Annotated in this window: 21 protein-coding genes, 16 tRNA genes, 2 rRNA genes and 1 other annotated feature (1 of these 40 cut by a window edge); of the genes, 32 read left to right on the top strand and 7 right to left on the bottom strand. The window is 38.3% G+C overall.

What is annotated here, in order from left to right:
* The 19 genes from MHH81_RS16450 to MHH81_RS16360 all read left to right on the top strand — a co-directional run.
* Window positions 1–1,478: ribosomal RNA gene (locus tag MHH81_RS16450) — 23S ribosomal RNA — on the top strand; it begins 1,451 nt to the left of the window's first position.
* A gap of 126 nt (window positions 1,479–1,604) precedes the next feature.
* Window positions 1,605–1,720: ribosomal RNA gene (gene rrf, locus MHH81_RS16445) — 5S ribosomal RNA — on the top strand.
* Window positions 1,721–1,730: 10 nt separating this feature from the next.
* Window positions 1,731–1,805, top strand: a tRNA-Asn gene (locus MHH81_RS16440).
* Window positions 1,806–1,810: 5 nt separating this feature from the next.
* Window positions 1,811–1,902 (top strand) — tRNA-Ser (locus MHH81_RS16435).
* A gap of 23 nt (window positions 1,903–1,925) precedes the next feature.
* A tRNA-Glu gene (locus MHH81_RS16430) sits at window positions 1,926–2,000 on the top strand.
* A 32-nt stretch (window positions 2,001–2,032) separates the two neighbouring features.
* Window positions 2,033–2,108 (top strand) — tRNA-Val (locus tag MHH81_RS16425).
* Window positions 2,109–2,137: 29 nt separating this feature from the next.
* Window positions 2,138–2,214 (top strand) — tRNA-Met (locus MHH81_RS16420).
* A 3-nt stretch (window positions 2,215–2,217) separates the two neighbouring features.
* Window positions 2,218–2,293 (top strand) — tRNA-Asp (locus tag MHH81_RS16415).
* A gap of 21 nt (window positions 2,294–2,314) precedes the next feature.
* Window positions 2,315–2,390, top strand: a tRNA-Phe gene (locus MHH81_RS16410).
* A gap of 7 nt (window positions 2,391–2,397) precedes the next feature.
* A tRNA-Thr gene (locus MHH81_RS16405) sits at window positions 2,398–2,473 on the top strand.
* A gap of 9 nt (window positions 2,474–2,482) precedes the next feature.
* Window positions 2,483–2,566: transfer RNA gene (locus tag MHH81_RS16400), tRNA-Tyr, on the top strand.
* 11 nt (window positions 2,567–2,577) lie between these two features.
* A tRNA-Trp gene (locus MHH81_RS16395) sits at window positions 2,578–2,651 on the top strand.
* 24 nt (window positions 2,652–2,675) lie between these two features.
* Window positions 2,676–2,751, top strand: a tRNA-His gene (locus MHH81_RS16390).
* Window positions 2,752–2,785: 34 nt separating this feature from the next.
* Window positions 2,786–2,861, top strand: a tRNA-His gene (locus MHH81_RS16385).
* A 1-nt stretch (window position 2,862) separates the two neighbouring features.
* Window positions 2,863–2,934 (top strand) — tRNA-Gln (locus tag MHH81_RS16380).
* A 7-nt stretch (window positions 2,935–2,941) separates the two neighbouring features.
* Window positions 2,942–3,016: transfer RNA gene (locus MHH81_RS16375), tRNA-Gly, on the top strand.
* 8 nt (window positions 3,017–3,024) lie between these two features.
* Window positions 3,025–3,098 (top strand) — tRNA-Cys (locus MHH81_RS16370).
* A gap of 27 nt (window positions 3,099–3,125) precedes the next feature.
* Window positions 3,126–3,208, top strand: a tRNA-Leu gene (locus MHH81_RS16365).
* Window positions 3,209–3,685: 477 nt separating this feature from the next.
* The gene (locus tag MHH81_RS16360; RefSeq protein WP_340923196.1) at window positions 3,686–3,841 is read left to right on the top strand and encodes a hypothetical protein; all 156 of its coding nucleotides are present in this window, start codon (window positions 3,686–3,688) and stop codon (window positions 3,839–3,841) included.
* 308 nt (window positions 3,842–4,149) lie between these two features.
* Here MHH81_RS16360 and MHH81_RS16355 read toward each other — a convergent pair whose 3' ends face one another.
* A complete protein-coding gene (locus tag MHH81_RS16355; protein ID WP_340923194.1) occupies window positions 4,150–4,521 on the bottom strand; it encodes a VOC family protein in 372 nt (123 codons plus the stop codon).
* A gap of 320 nt (window positions 4,522–4,841) precedes the next feature.
* Window positions 4,842–5,059: a binding site (T-box leader), on the top strand.
* A gap of 43 nt (window positions 5,060–5,102) precedes the next feature.
* Here MHH81_RS16355 and proS point away from each other — a divergent pair.
* The 3 genes from proS (at window position 5,103) to MHH81_RS16340 (ending at window position 8,480) form a co-directional block, all read left to right on the top strand.
* A complete protein-coding gene (proS, locus tag MHH81_RS16350; protein ID WP_340923192.1) occupies window positions 5,103–6,542 on the top strand; it encodes a proline--tRNA ligase in 1,440 nt (479 codons plus the stop codon).
* Between the two features lie 116 nt (window positions 6,543–6,658).
* Entirely contained in the window at window positions 6,659–7,174 is a 516-nt protein-coding gene (locus MHH81_RS16345; protein ID WP_340923190.1) for an RNA polymerase sigma factor, read from the top strand.
* Window positions 7,158–8,480 (top strand): hypothetical protein, encoded by a 1,323-nt coding sequence (locus MHH81_RS16340; RefSeq protein WP_340923188.1) that lies wholly within the window; start codon window positions 7,158–7,160, stop codon window positions 8,478–8,480. Before MHH81_RS16345 ends, MHH81_RS16340 begins: the two co-directional genes overlap by 17 nt.
* A gap of 82 nt (window positions 8,481–8,562) precedes the next feature.
* Here the strand turns inward: MHH81_RS16340 and MHH81_RS16335 are convergent, their stop codons facing one another.
* Window positions 8,563–9,252: a B3/B4 domain-containing protein gene (locus MHH81_RS16335; RefSeq protein ID WP_340923184.1), complete on the bottom strand. Its 690-nt coding sequence runs from the start codon at window positions 9,250–9,252 to the stop codon at window positions 8,563–8,565.
* A 55-nt stretch (window positions 9,253–9,307) separates the two neighbouring features.
* Between MHH81_RS16335 and queG the strand changes: the two genes are divergently transcribed.
* The 6 genes from queG (at window position 9,308) to MHH81_RS16305 (ending at window position 14,750) form a co-directional block, all read left to right on the top strand.
* On the top strand, window positions 9,308–10,447 hold the full coding sequence (gene queG, locus MHH81_RS16330) for a tRNA epoxyqueuosine(34) reductase QueG (RefSeq protein ID WP_340923181.1): 1,140 nt from the start codon (window positions 9,308–9,310) through the stop codon (window positions 10,445–10,447).
* Window positions 10,448–10,459: 12 nt separating this feature from the next.
* Window positions 10,460–10,933, top strand: a complete 474-nt coding sequence (gene trmL, locus MHH81_RS16325) for a tRNA (uridine(34)/cytosine(34)/5-carboxymethylaminomethyluridine(34)-2'-O)-methyltransferase TrmL (RefSeq protein WP_340923178.1) — start codon at window positions 10,460–10,462, stop codon at window positions 10,931–10,933.
* Between the two features lie 299 nt (window positions 10,934–11,232).
* The gene (locus MHH81_RS16320) at window positions 11,233–11,415 is read left to right on the top strand and encodes a multidrug ABC transporter ATPase (RefSeq protein ID WP_340923176.1); all 183 of its coding nucleotides are present in this window, start codon (window positions 11,233–11,235) and stop codon (window positions 11,413–11,415) included.
* A gap of 300 nt (window positions 11,416–11,715) precedes the next feature.
* The gene (locus tag MHH81_RS16315; RefSeq protein ID WP_340923173.1) at window positions 11,716–12,546 is read left to right on the top strand and encodes an aldo/keto reductase; all 831 of its coding nucleotides are present in this window, start codon (window positions 11,716–11,718) and stop codon (window positions 12,544–12,546) included.
* 638 nt (window positions 12,547–13,184) lie between these two features.
* Window positions 13,185–13,700, top strand: coding sequence for a hypothetical protein (locus MHH81_RS16310; RefSeq protein WP_340923171.1), 516 nt, complete (start codon window positions 13,185–13,187; stop codon window positions 13,698–13,700).
* A 612-nt stretch (window positions 13,701–14,312) separates the two neighbouring features.
* On the top strand, window positions 14,313–14,750 hold the full coding sequence (locus tag MHH81_RS16305; protein ID WP_340923168.1) for a VOC family protein: 438 nt from the start codon (window positions 14,313–14,315) through the stop codon (window positions 14,748–14,750).
* A gap of 348 nt (window positions 14,751–15,098) precedes the next feature.
* On the opposite strand, the gene MHH81_RS16300 is transcribed toward MHH81_RS16305, so the two are convergent.
* The 4 genes from MHH81_RS16300 to MHH81_RS16285 all read right to left on the bottom strand — a co-directional run bounded on the left by MHH81_RS16300 (window position 15,099) and on the right by MHH81_RS16285 (window position 18,400).
* Window positions 15,099–15,812: a YwaF family protein gene (locus tag MHH81_RS16300; protein ID WP_340923165.1), complete on the bottom strand. Its 714-nt coding sequence runs from the start codon at window positions 15,810–15,812 to the stop codon at window positions 15,099–15,101.
* A 790-nt stretch (window positions 15,813–16,602) separates the two neighbouring features.
* Window positions 16,603–17,451, bottom strand: coding sequence for an RluA family pseudouridine synthase (locus MHH81_RS16295; RefSeq protein WP_340923162.1), 849 nt, complete (start codon window positions 17,449–17,451; stop codon window positions 16,603–16,605).
* Window positions 17,452–17,502: 51 nt separating this feature from the next.
* Window positions 17,503–17,973, bottom strand: a complete 471-nt coding sequence (locus tag MHH81_RS16290; RefSeq protein ID WP_340923160.1) for a thioredoxin family protein — start codon at window positions 17,971–17,973, stop codon at window positions 17,503–17,505.
* 1 nt (window position 17,974) lies between these two features.
* Window positions 17,975–18,400, bottom strand: coding sequence for a disulfide oxidoreductase (locus MHH81_RS16285; RefSeq protein WP_340923158.1), 426 nt, complete (start codon window positions 18,398–18,400; stop codon window positions 17,975–17,977).
* Between the two features lie 130 nt (window positions 18,401–18,530).
* Here MHH81_RS16285 and MHH81_RS16280 point away from each other — a divergent pair, with 130 nt between their 5' ends.
* From MHH81_RS16280 to MHH81_RS16265, 4 genes are all read left to right on the top strand, one after another.
* The gene (locus tag MHH81_RS16280) at window positions 18,531–20,075 is read left to right on the top strand and encodes a GNAT family N-acetyltransferase (protein WP_340923153.1); all 1,545 of its coding nucleotides are present in this window, start codon (window positions 18,531–18,533) and stop codon (window positions 20,073–20,075) included.
* Window positions 20,076–20,090: 15 nt separating this feature from the next.
* On the top strand, window positions 20,091–21,812 hold the full coding sequence (locus MHH81_RS16275; RefSeq protein WP_340923151.1) for a phospho-sugar mutase: 1,722 nt from the start codon (window positions 20,091–20,093) through the stop codon (window positions 21,810–21,812).
* Between the two features lie 135 nt (window positions 21,813–21,947).
* The gene (locus MHH81_RS16270) at window positions 21,948–23,063 is read left to right on the top strand and encodes a GAF domain-containing sensor histidine kinase (RefSeq protein WP_340923148.1); all 1,116 of its coding nucleotides are present in this window, start codon (window positions 21,948–21,950) and stop codon (window positions 23,061–23,063) included.
* Between the two features lie 14 nt (window positions 23,064–23,077).
* A complete protein-coding gene (locus MHH81_RS16265; RefSeq protein ID WP_340923146.1) occupies window positions 23,078–23,725 on the top strand; it encodes a response regulator transcription factor in 648 nt (215 codons plus the stop codon).
* 55 nt (window positions 23,726–23,780) lie between these two features.
* Here the strand turns inward: MHH81_RS16265 and MHH81_RS16260 are convergent, their stop codons facing one another.
* Window positions 23,781–25,124: a hemolysin family protein gene (locus MHH81_RS16260; RefSeq protein WP_340923143.1), complete on the bottom strand. Its 1,344-nt coding sequence runs from the start codon at window positions 25,122–25,124 to the stop codon at window positions 23,781–23,783.
* Window positions 25,125–25,137 lie beyond the last annotated feature (13 nt).

Raw genomic sequence — 25,137 nt, 5'->3', positions numbered from 1 at the left:
CAAACCACCGTTTGAGTAATGGGGGGACGCAGAAGGATAGGGTAAGCGTGCTGTTGGTTATGCACGTCCAAGCAGTAAGGTGTGAATGTAGGAAAATCCGCATTCTATAACATTGAGCTGTGATGGCGAGGACTTAGTCCGAAGTTCCTGATTTCACACTGCCAAGAAAAGCCTCTAGCGAGGTGATAGGTGCCCGTACCGCAAACCGACACAGGTAGTCGAGGAGAGAATCCTAAGGTGAGCGAGAGAACTCTCGTTAAGGAACTCGGCAAAATGACCCCGTAACTTCGGGAGAAGGGGTGCTCTTTTGGGTGAATAGCCTAGAAGAGCCGCAGTGAATAGGCCCAGGCGACTGTTTAGCAAAAACACAGGTCTCTGCAAAACCGTAAGGTGAAGTATAGGGGCTGACGCCTGCCCGGTGCTGGAAGGTTAAGAGGAGTGCTTAGCGCAAGCGAAGGTGCGAATTGAAGCCCCAGTAAACGGCGGCCGTAACTATAACGGTCCTAAGGTAGCGAAATTCCTTGTCGGGTAAGTTCCGACCCGCACGAAAGGCGTAACGATCTGGGCACTGTCTCAACGAGAGACTCGGTGAAATTATAGTACCTGTGAAGATGCAGGTTACCCGCGACAGGACGGAAAGACCCCGTGGAGCTTTACTATAGCTTGATATTGAATTTTGGTGCAACTTGTACAGGATAGGCAGGAGCCTTAGAGCCCGGAGCGCCAGCTTCGGAGGAGGCGTCGGTGGGATACTGCCCTGGTTGTATTGAAATTCTAACCCATACCCGTAACCCGGGTAGGAGACAGTGTCAGGCGGGTAGTTTGACTGGGGCGGTCGCCTCCTAAAGTGTAACGGAGGCGCCCAAAGGTTCCCTCAGAATGGTTGGAAATCATTCGAAGAGTGTAAAGGCAGAAGGGAGCTTGACTGCGAGACCTACAAGTCGAGCAGGGTCGAAAGACGGGCTTAGTGATCCGGTGGTTCCGCATGGAAGGGCCATCGCTCAACGGATAAAAGCTACCCCGGGGATAACAGGCTTATCTCCCCCAAGAGTCCACATCGACGGGGAGGTTTGGCACCTCGATGTCGGCTCATCGCATCCTGGGGCTGTAGTCGGTCCCAAGGGTTGGGCTGTTCGCCCATTAAAGCGGTACGCGAGCTGGGTTCAGAACGTCGTGAGACAGTTCGGTCCCTATCCGTCGTGGGCGTAGGAAATTTGAGAGGAGCTGTCCTTAGTACGAGAGGACCGGGATGGACACACCGCTGGTGTACCAGTTGTTCTGCCAAGAGCATCGCTGGGTAGCTATGTGTGGACGGGATAAGTGCTGAAAGCATCTAAGCACGAAGCCCCCCTCAAGATGAGATTTCCCATTACGCAAGTAAGTAAGATCCCTCAAAGACGATGAGGTAGATAGGTTCGGGGTGGAAGCGTGGCGACACGTGCAGCTGACGAATACTAATCGATCGAGGACTTAACCAAAATAGAATTTGAAGAATTCAATGTCTTTTATCCAGTTTTGAAAGAATAAAAAAGATTTTTTTAAAAAAACTATTGCAATAAAGTTATAGTTATGATATAATAAATCTTGTCTTTCAAATTAATATGTCTAGTGATGATGGAGAAGAGGTCACACCCGTTCCCATACCGAACACGGAAGTTAAGCTCTTCATCGCCGATGGTAGTTGGGGGTTTCCCCCTGCAAGAGTAGGACGTCGCTGGGCATAATAACATTCCGAAGTAGCTCAGTGGTAGAGCAATCGACTGTTAATCGATTGGTCGTAGGTTCGAGTCCTACCTTCGGAGCCATTTTTGGAGAGCTGTCCGAGTGGCCGAAGGAGCACGATTGGAAATCGTGTAGGCGGGTAACACTGTCTCAAGGGTTCAAATCCCTTGCTCTCCGCCAGATAACTTTCATTACTACATAATGGCCCCTTGGTCAAGCGGTTAAGACACCGCCCTTTCACGGCGGTAACACGGGTTCGAATCCCGTAGGGGTCACCATTTATTTTTCAAAAGAATAAAACCAGCATTTTGGAGGATTAGCTCAGCTGGGAGAGCATCTGCCTTACAAGCAGAGGGTCGGCGGTTCGAGCCCGTCATCCTCCACCATTATTTTAAACAGTTCATTATATTATTATCGCGGGGTGGAGCAGTTCGGTAGCTCGTCGGGCTCATAACCCGAAGGTCACAGGTTCAAATCCTGTCCCCGCAACCAAATGGTCCCGTGGTGTAGCGGTTAACATGCCTGCCTGTCACGCAGGAGATCGCCGGTTCGATCCCGGTCGGGACCGCCATTTTTTAAAAAATACATATGTGGCTCAGTAGCTCAGTCGGTAGAGCAAAGGACTGAAAATCCTTGTGTCGGCGGTTCGATTCCGTCCTGAGCCACCATATATACGCCGAAATAGCTCAATTGGTAGAGCAACTGACTTGTAATCAGTAGGTTGGGGGTTCAAGTCCTCTTTTCGGCACCACTGTTTAGTGGAGGGGTAGCGAAGTGGCTAAACGCGGCGGACTGTAAATCCGCTCCTTAGGGTTCGGCGGTTCGAATCCGTCCCCCTCCACCAGTTTTTATTTTAGGGGCATAGTTTAACGGTAGAATAGAGGTCTCCAAAACCTTTGATGTGGGTTCGATTCCTACTGCCCCTGCCAACTATAAAGTTAACTTGAATAATGGCGGTTGTGGCGAAGTGGTTAACGCACCGGATTGTGATTCCGGCATTCGTGGGTTCAATTCCCATCAGTCGCCCCATATTCCTAATTTGTTAACTCTTTTTTTATTTGTGGCGGTTGTGGCGAAGTGGTTAACGCACCGGATTGTGATTCCGGCATTCGTGGGTTCAATTCCCATCAGTCGCCCCATTGGGGTATAGCCAAGCGGTAAGGCAACGGATTTTGATTCCGTCATGCCCTGGTTCGAATCCAGGTACCCCAGTTTATTTGCGGAAGTAGTTCAGTGGTAGAACACCACCTTGCCAAGGTGGGGGTCGCGAGTTCGAACCTCGTCTTCCGCTCCAATTTATATGGCGGCATAGCCAAGTGGTAAGGCACAGGTCTGCAACACCTTTATCACCGGTTCAAATCCGGTTGCCGCCTCCAATTTTTAAATAACTGCCTAGTATTTTTGCCGGTGTGGCGGAATTGGCAGACGCGCGGGACTCAAAATCCCGTATCCTCTGGATGTGCCGGTTCGACCCCGGCCACCGGTATCAACGTTATACACAAAGTTTATAAAATTCTATAATCGTAAAAAATAAGACGGGTTTCCTAACCCGTCTTATTTTTTTATAGACAATCAAAAACAATAAATTGTGAGTTATATTGTGTTTTTAAAATAGTACAATTTGAGAGCGACTGAACTTGAAAACTTATGGTCTAAAAGCATTCCAAGCAAACGAATATTATTTAAAGCATCATTGCTTTCTTTACATTCTACTTCTAGAGTAGGATAAACATATTGATTATTATAAGGTTTCTCCACTCTATGGCGCATGTCTTTTTGATATTTTAATTTATGAATTTGGAAATTTTGTTCCAGTATTGCAATAAGGTTATTGTTGTTTCTTTAAAAATCTATTATTTTTGCCTAATTGTTCAATGATTTCTGAGAAACATATGTTGTTTTAGCACATGAATATTATTGTTTTCTCTCCTCATAATAAAATACGAGAAGGAGGGATATTTTTATGGCAAAAAGAACAAAGAAAAACGATCCACAGCAAAAGAACAAAAAGGGATTTAATTCTAGTAAACAGGACTCCGAGTTTTCAACAGAATTTGGTAGTGCAAAGGCTAATCAGGCACATAAGGAAAAAGCGAAAGAATTCAGAGATAAATTTTAAGATTCTGTAAGCAAGTACAAAATCCGCCTGGTAGGATAAAATCATTAAAGCAACTTGCTGAAGAAGTAGGAAAAGAAGAGGTTATTGAGTTTCTACTCCTACTGGGGTAGCCACTAGCCAGCTTGAATTTCGTCCCATTGGGTGGTAAGTAATTACTTCAAAGCCTAGTTTATTTACCCCCAATTGTTAGTCTCTCAAAGATCTGAAAATATTCTTGAAATCAAAAGGAGGCCTGTTACTTCTCAGATGAGACAGGCCCCCTTTTGGATATAATAAATTTTTTAATATCTAGAAGATATTCTCTTCATTCATCTATGTTGATCTAGGAGAATCTGATTACCATCTGGATCTTCTATTGTAAAATGTGCAGGTCCTTCGGTGGTTTCATCTGCTTCGGTCAGCATTTTTATTCCTTTTTGTTTAAGCTGTTTTTGGAGTTCGCGAATGTCAGTAAAAGATTCTAGATTTTCGGCATTGCTATTCCATCCGGGATTAAAGGTTAGAATATTTTTCTCAAACATTCCTTGGAATAAACCAATTATGGTATCTCCATTCTTCATGATAAGCCAATTTTGAGAAATATCACCTCCAAGGGATTGAAATCCAAGTTTTTCATAAAATGATTTTGAGGCATTAATATCTTGGACATTTAAACTTACCGAAAACGCACCTAGTTTCATAGTTCTCCACCTTTCATGATTAATCGTTATTTTTGAAATCTTAAAATTATATCATTTATAATTATAAATTAAATTGGTATCACTTACTATTTTTTCGAACTTAATGGCTCTTTAATCGCAATAGAGTTTAGGGTTAACAACTAATTCTCTCTGATACCTTTTGTCGGAACAGAAAATTACAACCCTATGTGCAGTCCATGAATCGCAAGTCGGGCATCGTACATCGCAATTTCCACTACCTACCCTTATATAATAGAAAAATAAAAGGTATACCTTAATCCAGATTGTATTAAAGTAGGTTATTTGGTATATTATTAATAATACAATCTGCGAAGTGACCAAGTAGATAAGAATTGTGAAACAGAAAATATAGTGTATGCTGAGAGCTATATCACCACTTCTTGTTGAAACCTATCACGGAGATGTTATGCAAACATAACCGATTCGTTTTCGTTACCAAACGTTTAGAGGGCTTGAAAGTAAACTCAAGCTAAACTAAGGTGGTACCACGTCTATTCAGCACAAGGACGTCCTTTTACGAGGATGACTTTGTGCTTTTTATTATTTTAGGAGGAATTTAAATGACAAATCAACAGCAAAATGATTTTACAAAATGGTATATCGATACGATTCAGAAAGCGGATTTAATGGATTACACTCCAGTTCGTGGGTGTATCGCGTTTAAACCAGATGGCTTTGAAATTTGGGAGCATATTCAAGCAGAGATGAACAGACGCTTTAAAGAAACTGGGCACCGTAATGCTTACTTCCCAATGCTTATTCCAGAGTCTTTCTTCCAAAAAGAAAAGGATCATATCGAAGGATTCGCTCCTGAGCTTCCTTGGGTAACAGAAGCTGCTGGTGAAAAACTAGAAGAGCGTTTAGCATTACGTCCAACATCTGAAACAATGATTGGTCATTTATATTCTGACTGGATTAAAAGCTATCGTGATCTACCAGTTTTAATTAACCAATGGGCAAATGTATTCCGTTGGGAAAAGAAAACTCTTCCTTTCATTCGTACTTCTGAATTTTTATGGCAAGAAGGGCATACTGCGCATGTAGATGAAGAAGATGCACGAAAAGAAACAATGCAAATGTTAAATATCTACAAAGAGGTTGTAGAAGAGCTTTTAGCTATTCCAGTATACGATGGTCAGAAAACACCTTCTGAGCGCTTTGCTGGGGCTGTAGATACTTATTCAATTGAAGCGATGATGAAGGATGGAAAAGCTGTTCAAGCTGGAACATCACATTACTTAGGTACAAAATTTGCAGAAGCGTTTGATATCAAATATTTAAATAAAGAAAACAAACATCAACATGTGCATACAACATCATGGGGAACTTCTACACGGTTAATCGGTTCTGTTATTATGGTGCATGGTGACGAGCAAGGGCTTGTATTACCACCACGTGTTGCACCAACACAAGTTGTATTGATCCCAGTTGGACCATGGAAGAAAAATCCGGCTATTATGGAAAAATTAGATGAGATATTTGCAGCTTTAAAAGCAAAAGGTATTCGTGTACGTCTTGATGATTCAGATCAATCTCCTGGTTTTAAATTTAATGAGTGGGAACTTAAAGGTGTTCCGGTACGTGTTGAATTAGGGCCTCGTGATTTAGAAAACAATCAAGTACTAATGAAAGCACGTGATCTGACTGAGAAAGAATCTGTAGATCTTGCAACTATCGTAGAGCGTCTTGAAGAAGAGCTGAAAACGATGCAAACACGCTTATTAGAAAAAGCACGTGTATTCCGTGATCAAAATTCACACACACATGTAGATTCAATGGAGCAATTAAAACAACATCTAGCGGACTCAACAGAAAAAGGCGAAATTCCTGGATGGATTTTAGCAGGTTGGTGTGGAGATGATGCTTGTGAAGAGCATGTGAAGGAAGAAACAAAATTCACTACTCGTAACATTCCATTTAATCCACCATCTGAAAAATCAACTTGTATCAACTGTGGAAAAGAAGCAAAACATACTGTATGGTTCGGTAGAGCATACTAATTAAATACAACTATGGAAATCAGTCATTGTTCATTCAATGGCTGATTTTTTTATTTTCCAAAATCTTGTAAGATTAAATAAATAGAATCGTCTAATAAGTAGATAGGGGGGATCACTTGGAAAGGCAACTGATAGAGGAATGGTTTGAGTTATATGAAAAGGATGTAACTAGTTATCTTATTTACTATACAAGTTCCATGGACGTCCAAGATTTAGTTCAAGAAACTTTTTTACGTGCTCTGAAGAAAATATCTACTTACAGGGAAAGTGCCCACCCCAAAACATGGTTAATAACAATTGCTAAAAATATAGTGATAGATCGCTCAAGAAAAGATAAAATCTGGAATCGGATAAAATATTTCTTTCGGGAAGAAGAGAGCCATACTTCTACCTTAGAAAGAAATATTCTTCTAGGAGAAATGAACAAGGAATTATACGATGCTATTGCGGAGCTTCCGTCTAAACAAAGGGAAGTAATTATTTTAAGGGGAATCTTGGAGATGACCTCTAAGCAAGCGGGCGAAATAATGGGGACGAATGAAAACCACATAAATGTACTCTATTATCGTTCTTTAAAAAAACTAAAGCAAATTTTAGAAGAGGAGGGGTATGTGTATGAAAAGGGAATATAAAGATTTAGAGGACCAACTTAGAAAGCTTCCGAAGCATTCTCTTAGCTCACATGATAAAAGAAAAGTTATTCAAAGTCTTCGCCTTACTCCGAAAACGAATCGCTTTAAGCTTCTAAAGCCACTTAGTGTTTTTGCTGCACTCGTTTGTATTATAATAGTGGCTTATTTGGCTAGTCCCTTGAATGTGGTGGAGGTTACCCAGAAAGAAGAGACAGGGTTAGGCTTAATAGAGAAAGAGGATCCAAAATATATAGAAAGTTTTGAGCTACAAATGGCAGGTTTAAAAAGTATAGTGCTTGAATCGGATGTATCGGATGAAACTTTGAAAGGAATAAGAATTGATGTATTTTTAAAATCCACGAAGCTCATACCAATAGATGTATGGAATTCTTTTGAGTTTCGAGCTCATGCTAATCCGTCTCTTTTTTTTAAAGATGAAGTGGGTCTAGCTAATTCTGTGAGCTACAATTCACCTAAATATGAGGATGGATACTATTATACGGTCGCTTTTGAATCTCTGTATGCAAACTACTCGGAAGAAGAACTGCAAAAATTATTAAATGCAATCGAAGATATCGAGTTCGCTCTGGAATACAAGGGAACAATATATGATTTATCTACAAACAAGGTTACATTAGACGCCCTATTAGCCACTTCTTTTCCTTTACCTGATCGCGACCAAGAGGTAATAGGTGTGGAGGGAAGGATCGGTATATTAGGTCCTAAACAGTTTGTAGCGGGGGACACGCGACGGGGAGCAAAGCTCATGCTTTACTTTTGGGGAACCCCTGATTTGTTGGTAGGTAAGGAATATAGAGTAGAGGCTAAAAATAATTTTGGAGAAACGATTCAATTGTCTAATGGTATCTTAGGCGATGGGTTATATAGTGAGGACGCTCATATCCTTACAAGCTTTCCTGCTTTTACGAGGGAGGGGAAGTGGCAGCTCTCTTTTTATGTGGACGAAGAATTATTCGAAGCATTTATTATTGACGTTCTGCCACCCTTACCTCAGACAGAGCATTACATTCTTTTAGAATCTCCTAAGGAGCTTCCTGTAGGAGAAGCAGCTAATTTAACTATAGAAAGTACCATTGGTGAGAAGCAAAGTATAGAGGTGCAGCTAGTTAGTGCAAATGGAGATAAGAAGGTGCATGAGAGCATCTTCCAAATTGACCCTTATGCGATGAATGATGCAGCGACGGGTCAAACAATCTTCCATTACAACGGTCTCATCACCTTCCAGGAAAAAGGCATCTGGACACTTATAATAGATGGGGAACAAACATTAATATTTGAAAACTAATCAATTAAAAACGCTCCCTCGAAAAATCGAGAGGAGCGTTTTTCATAGTAGAAAATCGGATGATACACTAATAGAATAAAGCTTAAATTCTCCATTCGTTTTGATCTTTAATTAGTAAAGTAGAAGTAGCGTCTCCACCGTGAATTTGTGTAAACATAGCACCCATAGATTCTAGTATTTTCTGGCTTTCTTCTATTGTCATCGAAGGAAGTAGGAAAACGATTTGTAACGCATCCGTTGTTTCTTCTGTTACAGCAGTTCGAACAGAATCTACGAAGGGGCTACCAAATGGGGCTGTTTCATCGGAAAGGGTTAGTATATGGTTCAAGCTATTATCACGGCCATTTAATCCTTTATAATTTTTTTCTTCGTCGCCTAGCGCTAGAGTGACATTCCCTTGAATTTTCTTCCAATCATAAATACCCATTGGTATCTCATATCTCAAGGAGAAAAAGTTATTTAAATCTACAGCAGAATGCATTGGTGTGATATAATTTTGTTTTGCAATTCGTCGATACAGTGCTTCTACTGAAGGACGATAGCGATTTGGGTCAGCGCCAAACTTTTTCCATAATGCTCGCCATTCTTTAATTCCTGTAAATTCGGTTACGGCTTTTTCCTCCAACTCAAAGAAAAGCTGCTCCTGAAATAATTGGAGCCGACCTTTAAGCATTTGAGGAGAAGACGTAACGACTATTTTGGTATAATGAATAATGCCTATTTTAAGAGTAGGTTCGATTTGCAATAAAGAATCATCTAGTTTTACAATCATAACGACCATCCTTGCACATATTTTCTATATTGTAGCATAAGAAAGGAGAACATTCGTGAATATCAATCAGTTTCAAAAAAACCTCATAGATTACGCTGCTTCGATTGGAATTGATAAGATTGGATTTACTTCTGCTTCTCCATTTCAAGAATTAAAAAATAGATTAATTCGGCAACAGGAGCTAGGCTTTGCTTCTGGCTTTGAAGAACCAGACATTGAAAAAAGGTCCCATCCAGAGCTTTTGCTTGCTGAAGCTAAAAGTATTATATCCATTGCAATTGCGTATCCCTCTAAAATGAAAGATGCTCCACAAAGTGTGAAGGGAGCGAGACGTGGCATTTTCGCGCGTGCTTCCTGGGGGATGGATTATCATACAGTTTTAAGGAAAAAGCTTGCACTTTTAGAGCTCTATATATTAACGCATATGCCAGATGCAAAGCTACGTTCCATGGTGGATACTGGCGAGCTATCGGACCGAGCTGTGGCAGAACGAGCTGGTATTGGCTGGAGTGCAAAAAACTGTGCCATTATTACGCCTGAATTTGGTTCTTATGTTTATTTAGGTGAAATGATTACCTCAATCCCATTTGCTCCTTCCGAGCAAATGGAGGACCAATGTGGAGAATGTAGGCTTTGTTTAGATATTTGTCCGACTGGCGCCTTAATAGAAGGTGGCCAATTAAATGCGCAGCGTTGCATCGCTTTTATTACGCAAACGAAAACGATTGTTCCAGATGAGTTTCGCGCAAAAATAGGGAACCGTATATACGGCTGTGATACGTGTCAAACAATTTGTCCGAAAAATAAAGGAATGGCAAATTTACATCGGGAAGCATTTACACCAGAACCCGAGCTTGTAAAACCATTGCTGATGCCTTTATTAAAAATGACAAATAGGTCCTTTAAAGAAACTTATGGGCATATGTCCGGAGCGTGGCGAGGGAAGAATCCAATCCAACGAAATGCCATTATTGCATTAGCTCATTTTAAAGAAGCGTCTGCAGTTCCAGTATTAATTGAACTTATGGAGAATGACCCACGTCCAGTTATTCGTGGGACAGCTGCATGGGCCATCGGTAAAATAAATACGGAAGAAGGCCTACATGCATTAAGAAAAGCAGAGCAAACAGAAGAAGTGGTAGAAGTTCTCGAGGAAATCCGAAAAGGGCTTCAATACTATACATTAGAGAAGTAGGAAGTGGAATAGTTGAGTATTAATATTGTTTTATATCAACCAGAAATACCAGCAAATACAGGAAATATAGCTAGAACATGTGCTGGCACAGGGGCAAAACTACATTTGATTCGCCCACTTGGTTTTTCAACGGACGATAAAATGTTAAAGCGAGCAGGCTTAGATTATTGGGAACATGTAGATATTACGTATTACGATGGACTAGAAGAGTTTTTTGCTGCACATCCTGAGGGAGAATTTTATTTAATAACTAAGTTTGGTGCAAAGCCACATACTACTTTTGATTTTAGCGACGTAAAGAAAGAACATTTCTTTATTTTTGGACGTGAAACGAAAGGACTTCCACGTGAATTTATTGATGCACATCCAAATAGAGCTCTTAGAATTCCAATGAATGATAATATTAGATCTTTAAATCTTTCTAATACAGCAGCAATTCTTGTATATGAAGCGCTGCGCCAACAAAATTATCCAAATCTACATTAAAAAAAACGGACGATGTCATAAAAGACTCGTCCGTTTTTATATTAATCATTTTTTAGATGTTGCACCTGGTTTGTCGTCATATCCTGCAGTGAAAATTGAAACAAGGAAAGAAATACAAACGCCCAGAATAAGAAGTAATTTCATATGGAGTGCCTCCTATAATATATTCTGAACTAAGTATACCCTACTTTGTTTGAAAAAGAAATATTACGAAATTGAAATTACTTCTAAAATTATACGCTCACAGTTGCAACAAAGGGATGATTCTACTAGGATATAGAAAAGGAGTGATTTTTTAAATGAGTAATTTGAAAAATGGTCCAGAAAACGGTTCTATGGCAACAAATATGGAAGAAGTGAGGCTTCTAGGCAAACAGATGGAGAAGCTAAGAGATGATAATGAACTGGAGCAAGATAATCGCGTATCAGATCCAGCACAATCTGACGAAACTTCTTCGATGAAACAGAGAAAAAACGACTGATTCAGATAATTTCGGCAAGGACCACCACTTCGCTTTCCGTGGGCTTGGCTTCAGCCTCCTCGTCACTGCGTTCCTGCGGAGTCTTCTGCTCAAGCTGTTCCCACAGAAGTCTTCGTGGTAGTCCTTGCCTTATAAACAATTCCTTTTAGATATCCACTATCTTTACTTTTAATTAGATAAAGTAACCTCTTTAGGAATATTAATTATTATTATTAACCATTTATAAAAATAATTTTGTCGTCAAGCTGAAACGACTGATTTATATCAGTCGTTTTTCAATAAAAAGAAAGGATGATTTTGATGAAATTACATAAGGATTCAACAAAACAATTGGTAAATGGGGTAGAAATGCCGCGTATTGGTTTAGGTGTGTATAAGATGACAGACCCAGAAATTGCGATGCAAGCAATTGCTACAGCACTTGATACAGGTTATCGCCATATTGACACTGCTTCTATTTATGCAAATGAAAAAGAAGTGGGAGAGGCGTTACGTAATTCATCTGTATCCCGTGAAGACATTTTCATTACGACAAAGGTATGGAATACGGATCAAGGGTATGACCAAACTTTAAAAGCATTTGAAAAATCACTACAATTATTAGGTCTAGAATACATAGACTTATATTTAACACATTGGGCTGTAAAAGAAACTTTCTTAGATACATATCGTGCGATTGAGCGGTTATACGATGAAAAACTAATCCGTGCTACGGGCGTATCTAATCACCACCAACATCATTTAGAAGCGATTGCCGCAAAAGCAAATATACAACCAATGGTCAATCAAATCGAATGTCATCCTCGATTAACCCAATTTGACCTACGAGAATATTGTGCAGAAAAAGGAATCGCAATTACTTCATGGTCACCACTTGCAAGAGGTGGGTTATTAGAAGAACCCACGTTACAACGAATTAGTGGAAAATACGGTAAATCAACAGCGCAAACAATCATTCGTTGGCACTTACAGCATGATTTAATTGTCATTCCAAAATCTATTACCCCAGCTAGAATAGCAGATAATATAAATGTATTCGACTTTGAACTATCGTTTGAAGATATGAAAAATATTGATGCACTAAATTTAAATGAACGTAGTGGATCAGACCCAGATAACTTTACATTTTAATCAAAGGCCCTGTTAAAGGATATTATTGCTATGACGAAAATCCACTCGCTTTCCGCGGACTAACTTCCAAGCCTCCTCGGCTGCGCCTGCGGGGTCTTGGTAGCCCGTTTTTCCGCAGGAGTCTCGCGGGTTTTCGTCACAAAATTTATGCTTCTAAAAACAATAGCCTAATTTAACAGAGTCTAATCTAAAACGAGTTAAACTCGAGTAAACTAGAAAGACTATGACAGAAAAATAGAGAGCATCTACTTTATAGAGCAGCAACCTAGCTCCCGAAATTGTATCTTCGGGAGCCTATTGTACATGTAGGATAGAATGTATTCTCTCATTATCCAAACCTAAAGCAACTTGTTCCATGTTGCAAGAGGGCTACGGTCACGATATGACCGATGTAGCTTTGTAAAAGAGTCTAATTATTTATAATAAAGATTGATAATTTGTAATAAAGTTTTATTAAAATCATCTCACCTCTAAAAGAAACTTATAGAGGTGAGATGATTTTTAATGAATATTTATGTTAACATCACTTTAAAGATTGTGAAGAAATGTACTTAAACTAACGTAGCAGTTTAGTTGAAGAACAAAAAGTGATAAATTTAGAATAAATAATTTGAAATTCTGTATTAAGGGAGACGAATATGAGAGAAGAAATTAAATCTCAAGTTGGAAAATTAGTGGGTTTAAAATTACAGTATGCAGGAAGGGCATCTAACCTCTTTTGGTTAGGGTTCGGGGATATAATTCAAATAAACAGAAGAGGCAGAACCGAAGAAACGGCAGAATACGCTTTACATATTCAATGTTCGTGGAGAATTTCGTTGGATAACAAAATTGTTGTTGCTTCAAGGGATTTCTATTCTCCTAGCTCGGAATGGGATGACAAAAATGAGGATTTCGAATGGGATACACTAGGTAACAATAGATTTGATGAACGCATTAAAACTTTTATGAAAGACAATGGACAATTAACAGTAGTAAATATTGATTCTGATGAGGTTGGTGGATTAAAGGTCTTTTTATCTGATGGTTATAAGTTAGAAGCATTTCCAGATAGTTCAGAAGACGATGAACAGAGTGAACACTGGAGATTCTTTAATCGAAAAGAAAACGGTCCACATTTCATTGTTACTGGAAATGGCATTGATAAAGTTTGATTTTCAACTAACGCGGTGCTTTACTTCAAGAAGGGGTAAAGCATTTTTTCGTATTGAACTAGCGAAGCAGGTTAGTTCAATAAGAGAAGTGGAATTTTTTTCTCTTTTATATTGCATATGACAAATTAAAAAAAGCCTTACACTTTAATGTGAGGCTGAGTAATTATTATTTTTCTAATTCATCTAATCTTTTCTGTAATTTCTTTATTTTAGATTCATGGGTAACAGACGAGGCAAATGCAGCTATAGCAAACCCGAATGCGATAAAAGAATAAATATTATCCATTTCACACCACCTAATATTTGTTAATTACACTTTACGATATATTACATTACGATGCAACATGCTTAATGTACACTTTGAACATAATGTGCAATGGTAGGGTAGTTCTTATTAAGCTAACGAGTGCTTTACTTCAAGAAGGAGTGAAGCTTTTTTCTTATTGAACTAACGCAGCAGGTTAGTTGAACAGTGTTGTTTAACTTGTGTTCAACAATCGGGCCAGTTTATTGAACAAGGATATTTTCTGTTTTTATCGAATTAGAATTACAAACAAACTTATCAAGAATACAGGATATTGCAAAATAACAGGAACATAGGAGGTATGAGATTTGAAGATCCATAGAATAGATCATGTGGGTGTAATCGTAAATGATCTCTCTGCCGCTAAAGATTTTTTTCTCGATTTTGGCCTTGAGGTGCAGGGGGAATGGGAAATGGAAGGAGAGTTGATAAATCAGGTATTTGGGCTTAATGACGTTAAAGTAGCATGTGTAGGATTGGGGACGCAAGACGGTCAGGTATGGATAGAGCTAATCAAATTTTATAATCCGTCAGATGAAAGAGAAATTCAGCAACCTTTTGCAAATACCCTGGGTATCCGGCATATTGCATTTGCTGTTGAAGATATTGAAGCTGTTGTTGCCAAGTTGAAAAAGCAAGGTACGAAAATCTTTAGTGAGATACTACACTATGAAGAAAGTTATAAGTTATGCTACTGCAGTGGGCCAGAGGGAATTATTTTAGAGTTGGCGGAGAAAATCAAATAAATTATGGGTAATTAATAGTTATCGGGCCCTAAACGAGCAATTACCAAAAGAGCGTCCCTTTTCTTATCAAACTAACGAGTGCTTTAGTGAAAGATGATTGAGTTGCTTAGGCAACTCGTTTTCTTCTTCAAGTAAAGCAGCAGTTTAGTTGAACCAGAGAATGAAAATCCTTTTCTTTACTTATGTCAAAATTGAAAAAAAGCAATTGCTTTAAACAATTACAGGGTGGGTTAGTTCAAGAAAGTGGAAACAAAAAAGACTTCCTACTAATTCGTTAGGGAATCCTTTTTATAGGTATGTCTATCTTCCATTGGTGGGATCGGAGAATAAAGAGGTAAGTTAATAATCTCAATCAATCGCTGACATGCTCTTTCGTCTTAAGATTAGCCATGCAAAAAAGCTAAATAATAGCAATAAACCTTCCAACGTAAAAATGTACCAAGGATAGGGACCCAACAAATCAAAAAGACTTGGGCTATCGGGTTTGTGACGTAAATACCAATAGTTCCCGTTATTCCGTTGGTTCACATACAAGATTACAGGTAAAAGCAGATTGATAAAGACAAGTAGTTTTATTACTGATTTGAAAGTCGGATAATATCCCTTCGCCCACATGAAGTATAGGATCACCCATACAACCACCATATGGGTATAGAAAAAATGAAAAAATCGAAAGTGCGGAAAATTGTAAGTTAATGCAGGAGTAAATATAGCTTGTGTAGCACCAAATATGGCTATATAAAATAATATTTCAAAGAATATTTTTTTTCTTGTCAGCAATAATATTACACAAAGTATGAGTCCAATATTGCACAACTCTAATGGCATGGATCGCTCGACTTTCCAAAGTTCATTATAGTACATCCAAAAGTGATATGTCATTTCGGATAAAATCAAAGAAATGGCTACTCCTATTTCAGCTTTTCTCCATTTGTCATCATTCAATTTATACCGGTAAAGGAAAATCACGACTATAATTAGAACAAATAGTGTTAATATCGCAAAATGACTTATTGAAAACAAGCTAAAACCTGAAGATATATTACTTGGACCAAACAACATCTTTTTGCCACCTTCTCTTTGTTTTATATACAAGCATAAGGTGTGCATTTATATGAGTATTATTCGGTTATGAGTTGCTAACTAGTAGAGGTATTGGTTAGATTTACAGGAATAGAAAGACCAACAGCATAACGTGCTCGATTATCAATTTCACTAACTTTTAACCTCGCTTGACCTACTAACCGTCCTTCAAACTCCACCCACAATTCAAATTTATTTGTTCTAGAGTGACTTGAAACTTATAATTAATAATACCATCGCTAGATGTAAGGCGGAATGCTTGGAAACTAGCACGTTCCGTTTGGAGTAGGGGGAATTCTGGAGATAACTTCCAGAGAATATCAATCTTTAAAAGTTACGTTTGTAAAGATGAGCTTATTAAGCTAACGTGGTGCTTTACTTCAAGAAGGGAGTAAAGACTTTTTCCTTATTAAGCTAACGCGTGCTTTAGTTGAATATTCGCTTTCCGAAATAATCAATCTTTATTATAAAAAGCCCTATACAGGTATGAAAAATAGCCCCTTTTTGATCACTCTTTGTTCAACATAAGGGCTATAATTTTCTATTAGAATCAGCATTTGTAGCTGTATTTTAATCAATCTTTATTACAAACCAACAACCGAAAAAAGAGTCGGGGGAAATGACTTCAGTTACTTCCCCCGACTCTAATTATTCTACGTTGAAAATGTGTCAAAACCATCCCGAAAACGAGTGAAAATAAGGTGCTCCTAGAACTTCTCTTAGGATGATATCACTCTTTAAAAGGAGAGATTAGCACTTTCTCACGTTTCTATCTTTTATCCTCCACAACAATTTTTTCGCCGGTGATTGGATGAATAAATTGAACCTTGAATGCATGCAACTCATATGTTTTGGTAGGTGTTCTTTTTGCTCCATATAAGTCATCACCCACAATTGGGTGACCTAAATGAGCAAAGTGCACACGAATTTGATGCGTACGTCCAGTTTCTAATATTGCGTGTATCTTTGTAAATTGGTCATGTTTACCGACTACTTCATAATGCGTAATAGCAAGTTGACCGGACGGAGAAACGCGTTTTCTCGTCGGATGATGGCGATCATTTCCAATGGCTGCTCGAATGGTGCCATGCTGGTTTTTCACTTGACCTTCAACAATTACTTCATACGTGCGAACAATTTCTTTATTTTCAAGCATACGATCTAGCATACCTTTGACGATTGGATTTTTTGCAATGACTACTAAGCCTTTTGTACCTTCATCAATTCGGTGTACATGCTCTCCGTAATTTTGCCCCTTGCTCTTTAAATAGTTCATCACAGTATTCATAAATGTATGATTTTGCCCAGTGTCATTCGGGTGTGTTGCAACACCTCGAGGCTTGGAAGCAATCAATAAGTACTCATCTTCATAGGCAACATATAAAGGAATTTGATCGGAAGTAAGATAATTAGATGATTCGCCTTCCCATTTAAAAACTAATACTTCCCCTTTTTGGTGGGGTAATTTCCATTGTAATAATTCTCCGTTTGTGTCTGTTACTGCTTTTTGCATGCGTAAATCATGGATCAGCTTTTTCCCAAGCTTCCATTTTTGTTGTAGAATTGCGTCAATCGTTAGTCCATCTTCTGGGACTGTGTAAGTTAATGTATGTTGCATCTTTCATTCTCCTTCAAAAAAGGCCATGTCTATTCGACACGACCTCTCTGATTATTTCAAAACAACTTGATCAAAAAATGCTTGAATTTGCCCATTAGGTACAGCGCCTGTTACTCTTGCTACTTCTTTTCCGCCTTCAAAATGAACCAATGTTGGAGTAGCTTCTATTCGATAATCATTCCATCCTTGTTCATATTCCAGTACATTATATTTTACAATATCTACCTTATTTTCATTTGCAAGTGGAGTTAATCTAGGTGTCATTTCTTTACAGTGTACACATTCTGGACTAAAGAAATACGCAGTAACTGGTTCACCACTACTAATCTTAGCTTTTAAATCATCTGGTAGGATAATGTTTTGATAGTTCGGATCATCAATTAAGTCAATAGTAGATTGTTTTAAATTGTCTGTGTCGTATGGGTTATCTGCTAATACGTTTTTGTTTTTTTGGCTATTTAGTACAAAAATTAATACGAAGACGGCAATAATAATTCCACCAAATATGGCTAATTTCTTCATGTTATTTTTCCTCCTTAATACTTTTTAAAATGATTACACTGCTAATGGCAATTAGTAAAAATGCTGTAAGGGCTAAAAATGGAATCGTAATAAAGCCTAAAACATTTATGTACTCACCTGTACAAGGAACTCTTCCGCAAGTCGGTGCAGCCTCTTGCATAAAATCCAACTTTTGAATGCTATAATGATAGGTAGAAATGCAAAGACCAATTATAGAAAAAGTAAGGGTAGTAACTGCTATTTTCGCATTTTTTTGTACATATGCCACACCTAATATTAACACAAGTGGGTACATAAGAATCCGTTGATACCAGCATAATTCACAAGGCTCGTACTGTCGAACTTCTGAAAAATATAAGGATCCTAGAGTTGCGGTAAAGGCTACTGACCACATAAATAACATAATATTTTCAACTTTTTTTGTCATAGTCTACTCCTTTTAAATACTTTGAACTCAAGTCAAATTATAAGTGTTCTTTATAGGCATGTAAAACATTTTAACTGCGGACAAAAGAGATATATAATGAAGTTAAGTGAAAAGAAGAGGAGCGGTTAACATGTCAGAAGAATTCAATTCATCTCAGTTTGAAAAAAAAATGATTATAAGACAAACTTCTTTTTCAGATATAGCACCTATATTAGAAATTCAGCGTCTTTGTTTTCCAGGTATGGATCCTTGGGAAGTTGCACATTTGCGCAGCCATTTAACTATATTTCCTGAAGGACAATTGGTAGCAGAGTTAGACGGAAAGGTAATTGGATCTTGTTCCAGTCTTGTGATTAACTTCGATGAATACGATGATCGACATTCATGGTCTGATGTGACAGATTCGGGTTATATTACAAATCATAATCCAGATGGGTACAACTTGTACGGCATCGAAGTAATGGTTCACCCTGATTATAGAAGAATGAAAGTCGGGCAACGTTTGTATGAAGGAAGAAAGGACATTGCAAGGCAGTTCAATTTGAAATCCATTATTATCGGTGGGCGAATTCCAAACTATCATAAGCATACGGAAGAAATGTCACCAAGAGAATATGTGACGGCTGTTTCTCGACATAAAATATACGACCCTGTGTTAACCTTCCAACTGATGAATGGGTTCACATTAATGCGTATTAATCCGAACTATTTACCAGATGATATGGCTTCAGCTAAATATGCAACGTTAATGGAGTGGAATAATGTAGACTATATTCCATTATCAAAACGCCATTTTAAAACAAGCTATCCTGTACGAATTTGCGCAGTTCAATATATGATGCGTAAAATTAACTCGTTTGAAGAGTTTGCACACCAATGTGAATACTTTGTAGATGTAGCTTCAGACGCACAATCAGATTTCGTTGTTTTTCCAGAAATTTTCACGACTCAACTCATGTCTTTCTTAGATGAACGCTCACCAAGTCAAGCTGTTCGCAAATTAACCGAATACACTCCACAGTATATGGAATTATTTGCAGATTTAGCGGTTCGATATAATATCAATATTATTGCTGGTTCCCACTTTGTGGAAGAAGAGAATGAAGAAATTTATAATATCGCATACTTATTCCACCGTGATGGAGCAATTGATAAGCAATATAAAATTCATATTACACCGAATGAACGTAAATGGTGGGGTATTAGTGCAGGGGATACGGTCCAAGTATTTGATACTGACTGTGGTAAAATTGCGATTCAAATTTGCTACGATATCGAATTTCCAGAACTTGCGCGAATTGCGACAGATATGGGAGCGAACATAATTTTCTCTCCGTTTTGTACAGAGGATCGACAAGGTTACTTACGGGTTAGATACTGCGCACAAGCTCGTGCCATTGAAAATCAGATTTATACCGTCATCTCAGGTACAGTAGGAAATCTACCACAGACGGAAAATATGGATATTCAATATGCTCAGTCAGCTATTTTTGCACCTTCTGATTTTGAATTCGCACGAGATGGAATTGTAGGAGAAACAGAACCGAATGTAGAAATGGTCTTAATAGGAGACGTTGATTTAGAAATCTTAAGACGTCAACGACAAGATGGAACGGTTAAGCATTTAAAAGATCGTCGCCATGATGTATACAGTATTGAGTATAAAAAAGAATGAATGGGAGAATCGCTAATGTCGTATAAACAATTATTCGAACAATGGAATAGTTCTTCTGAATTGGAAAGTGTTTGGAAAGAAGATCTGCAGCTATTAGCGAAAGATGAAAAACGAACAGAGGATGCATTTTACCGAGATTTAGAATTTGGTACTGGTGGAATGCGCGGAGAGATTGGAGCAGGAACGAATCGTATGAATACATATACGGTTCGTAAAGCTACATCGGGATTAGCTTCCTACATAATATCTGCAGGCGTGGATGCGATGAGTCGGGGAGTAGTAATTGCTTATGATAGTCGTAGGTATTCTCCTCAATTCGCACAAGAAGCAGCAAATACATTAGCTTCTAACGGCATTAAGGCTTATGTGTATAGTGAACCGAGAACGACACCTCAGCTTTCCTATTCGGTACGTGAGCTACACGCATTTATGGGGATTGTTATTACGGCAAGTCATAATCCTCCTGAATACAATGGTTATAAGGTATACGGAGAAGATGGAGCACAGCTTAACCTTGAAGATGCCGATTCTGTTATTCAGCATGTACAGAATGCTGGAGATGCTCTTCAAATAAAACAAACGGCTATAGACGAGAATTTAATCATTCGTTTAGAGGAAGAAATGGATCAAGCTTATATAGAAGCATTGAAAACGGTGCAGGAAAATCCTGATTTAGCTTTAACTACTGATTTAAAAGTAGTATTTACTCCTCTTCACGGAGCATCTGGTAAAACAGTAAAGCGAATTTTAAGTGAAGTGGGCTACAAGCATATTTTTTATGTAGCTGAACAAATGGAACCAAATGGCGAGTTTCCTACCTTAAAATCACCAAACCCTGAGGAACAAAGTGCTTTTGAGTATGCGATTCAATATGGAGAAAAACAGAATGCCGATATTCTAGTTGCAGTGGATCCAGACGGCGATCGTGTAGGAGTAGCAGTAAAAACGGACAAGGGCTATCAGCTTTTAACTGGCAATCAAACCGGTGCAATTCTAATTGATTATTTATTGACTCAACGAAAAGAAAAGGGCAATATGCCTGCAAATGGGCGAGTCTTTAAAACAATTGTAACATCTGATTTTGGACGAGTTATTGCAGAGTATTATGGTGCAAGTTCAGAAAATGTATTAACTGGCTTTAAATTTATCGGGGAAAAGATTAAGCAATATGAAGAAACCCAAGAATACCAATTCTTGTTTGGATATGAAGAAAGCTACGGTTATTTAGTAAAAAGCTTTGCGCGCGACAAAGACGCTATCCAAAGTGTGCTAGCTATCGTGGAAGCTGCTGCGTACTATAAAGAACGTGACATGACATTAGTGGACACCTTACGTACCCTATATGACAGACATGGCTACTATTTAGAAGGACTAGTATCTGTAACGAAAAAAGGAGTAAGTGGTGCGAAGGCGATTAACAACTTACTAGAACGAGTTCGTGCCAATCAGTTAACAGAGGTTGCAGGAATACCTGTTCAATCGCAAGAGGATTACTTAACTTCTTTACGAACATTTACAGATGGTAGAGATGCAGAACAAATTTTATTGCCACAATCAAATGTTTTAAAATATTTTCTCGCAGAAGGTTCATGGGTTTGTGTGAGACCAAGTGGAACGGAGCCAAAGATAAAATATTATTTTGGGGTAACAAGTGGCTCAGAAGCAGAAAGTATGGAAAAGCTAGAATCGTTGAAAGAAGCCTTCACTGCTAAAATGAATAAGTACTTAGAAGAATAGTAGTTTAAAAACGAGAGGAGCGGTAAAAGCTTTTCTCGTTTTTTTCGGTCAAAAGTATGATGTCTTGTTTTTACAGTCTCGTAGCATTAAATGATAAAATGTTACAAGAGGATGATTATACATGGAGGAGTTTACATGCAGTCAAACGAACTCTCGAATATAGAACTATTAAAAGAAATAGCCGAATTTTTAAATGAAGAAACAGAAATGGAGCAGATGCTGCAAGGTGCACTTCGCAAGTTATTAGAAGGCACTATTTTCGAAACAGGCTGGATATTTTTTATTAATGAAAAAGGAAAGCAAGAACTTATCACACATGAAAATTTGCCTAATTCACTACAGCAAAATGATTGCCGACATTTGCAAAAAGGTGGATGCTGGTGTGTTTCAAGATTTCGAAATGGTGATTTAAAAAAAGCATCGAATATCATCGAATGTAAACGAATTGAAAATACCCAAAAGATGAAAAATGAAAACAATGAAGGCATTACCCATCACGCTACGGTTCCATTACAGTCTGGGCAGGAACGTTTTGGTCTTTTAAATGTAGCTACTCCTAATACGATTCGTTTTTCAGAAGGAGAACTTGCGTTGTTAGAGTCCGTTGCATTCCAAATTGGATCTGCGATTAAGCGCATTCTTTTGACAAATCAGGAGCGGGAGGTTGCACTTGTACAAGAAAGAAATCGTCTTGCTCGGGACTTGCATGATTCTGTTAATCAGCTGTTATTCTCAGTTACTTTAACGGCAAGAGGTGGTATTGAAATGACTGATCAGCAGGAAGTCAAAAATACCTTTAAAGAAATACAATATTTAACGCAAGAAGCTTTGACCGAAATGCGCGCACTTATATGGCAGCTTCGACCAAAAGGGTTGGAAGCGGGTATAATTGAAGGCTTGAAGGGCTATGGCGAGATATTAGGACTAACATTAACTATTAAAGTAAAGGGCGTTATAAACTTACCAGCTAATATGGAAGAGACCTTATTTCGTATAGCTCAGGAAGCATTAAATAATATTCGAAAGCACTCAGGTGTATTAAATGCAGAGTTGTATTTAACAGTGACCCCGACAGACGTTCTCTTAGTTGTAAAAGATGAGGGCTGTGGATTTCATATGAATGAATTAAAAATTCTTCCGTCTATAGGCTTGCAGAGTATGAGAGATCGAGCAAATTCAGTGGGAGGAACCATTGACTGGGTAACAGAATGGAATAAAGGGACGGAAATACTAGTACGCTTACCTTATTAGAAAGGGGGATAAATATGATACGAGTATTAATTGCAGATGATCATCATGTAGTGAGAAGAGGGCTAAGATTCTTTTTAATGACACAAAAGGATATGGACATCGTAGGTGAAGCAACGAATGGAAAAGAAGCTATAGAAATGACAGAGAGTTTAAAGCCAGACGTTGTCCTCATGGATCTTGTTATGCCTGAAATGGATGGTATACAAGCAACGAAGCGAATTAAAACAAAATATCCACAAATTCAAATTTTAATGCTAACAAGCTTCTCCGATAGAGACCATGTCATACCAGCTTTAAGGGCAGGTGCAGCAGGGTATCAATTAAAAGATATTGAACCGGATGATTTAGCAGATTCTATTCGAAAGCTAATGAGAGGAGAAAATACGTTACATCCTGAAGCAACAACTCAGTTAGCTAAAGAAAATGAACCAATCGAATTAAGTCCACATGAAGAACATCCGTTAACACCTAGAGAACAAGATGTATTGTCAGAACTAACAAAAGGGAAAAGTAATCGTGAAATAGCTTCCTCTTTGTTCGTAACAGAAAAAACAGTGAAAACACATATATCTAATATTTTTACAAAGCTCCACGTCCAAGATCGAACACAAGCTGCACTTTATGCAGTCAAACATGGATTGACGGAGTCTAGTGGACAATAAAAAACACGGGGAGTCTCTATAATAGAGATTCCCCGTGTTTCCATGTGCTTATATTCTAATATTGTACTTCTACTTTATCTTCTAGTTCAGTGTCAACAGGAGCAGATTTAATGATTTCTAAGTATTGAATGTGATGACCATCAATCTCTTTTACCATGAAATCAAAGCCTTGTTCCACTAATTTTTCGCCTTTTACAGCATCATAGCTCTTTGTCATAAACCAACCACCGATTGTATCAATATCTTCTTCATCGATATCGATTCCTAGTAGGTCATTTACATTTCCAATTAACATTTTTGCATCCACAATATAATGATTTTCCGCGACTTTTTGAACTTCTGGAAGCTCATCTGTGTCGAACTCATCACGAATATCACCGACGATTTCTTCGATAATATCTTCAATTGTTACAAGACCAGAAGTACCGCCGTATTCGTCCATTAAGATGGCCATATGAATACGTTCACGTTGGATTTTAAGTAATAAATCAGCAATAGGCATATTTTCAATTACTCGAATAATTGACTGCATATAGTCAATAACACGAGTAGATGCATTGGCAGGATCCTTAATATAAGCTGTTAATAGGTTTTTCATGTTAACAAGGCCTATAATGTGGTCTTTGTCACCATCTGTTACAGGATATCTTGTATATTGTTCTACTCCTATTAACTCAAATACCTCATTAAGTGTGAGATCTTTGTCAATCGAAATAATTTCAGTTCGAGGAACCATGATCTCTTTTGCAATGCGATCGTCAAATTCGAAAATTTTATTTACATATTTGTATTCTGCTTGATTTATCTCTCCGCCTTTATAGCTTTCAGAAAGAATCATCCGAAGTTCTTCTTCCGAGTGGGCTACTTCAGATTCGGAAACGGACTTCAATCCAAACACACGAACTGCTAGAAAGCGTGCAGATCCATTCATCCCTTTAATAACTGGATACATAAGCTTATCAAAAATGATGAGCGGTTTTGCAACTGCTAATGTGATAGCCTCTGCTTGTTGAATTGCAAATGTTTTTGGTGTTAATTCTCCTACCACTACATGGATATAAGTTACAAGAGAAAATGCAATGATAAACGAAAGTATAGAGGAAACACTCTCAGGAAGCTCAAAATACTCGAATGCTGGATGTAACAGTGCTTCTACTGTCGGCTCACCAAGCCACCCTAATCCTAAAGCAGTGATGGTAATACCGAGCTGACAGGCAGAAAGATATTCATCCAAATTGGAAACGAGTTTTTTGGCATTTAATGCCTTTTTGTTTCCTTCAGCTATCAGCTGATCAATTCTTGTCGTTCTTACTTTTACAATTGCAAATTCACTAGCAACAAAAAATGCAGTGAGTGCGATTAAGACAGCAAATGCTGTCAACCGTATGGCTATGTCCAAATAATTACTTTGT

Origin of the sequence: Psychrobacillus sp. FSL H8-0484, from assembly GCF_038005325.1 — a bacterium.
Taxonomy (GTDB): domain Bacteria; phylum Bacillota; class Bacilli; order Bacillales_A; family Planococcaceae; genus Psychrobacillus.
The sequence above is the reverse complement of the archived record's forward strand: the minus strand, read 5'-3'. Positions and strand labels throughout refer to the sequence as shown.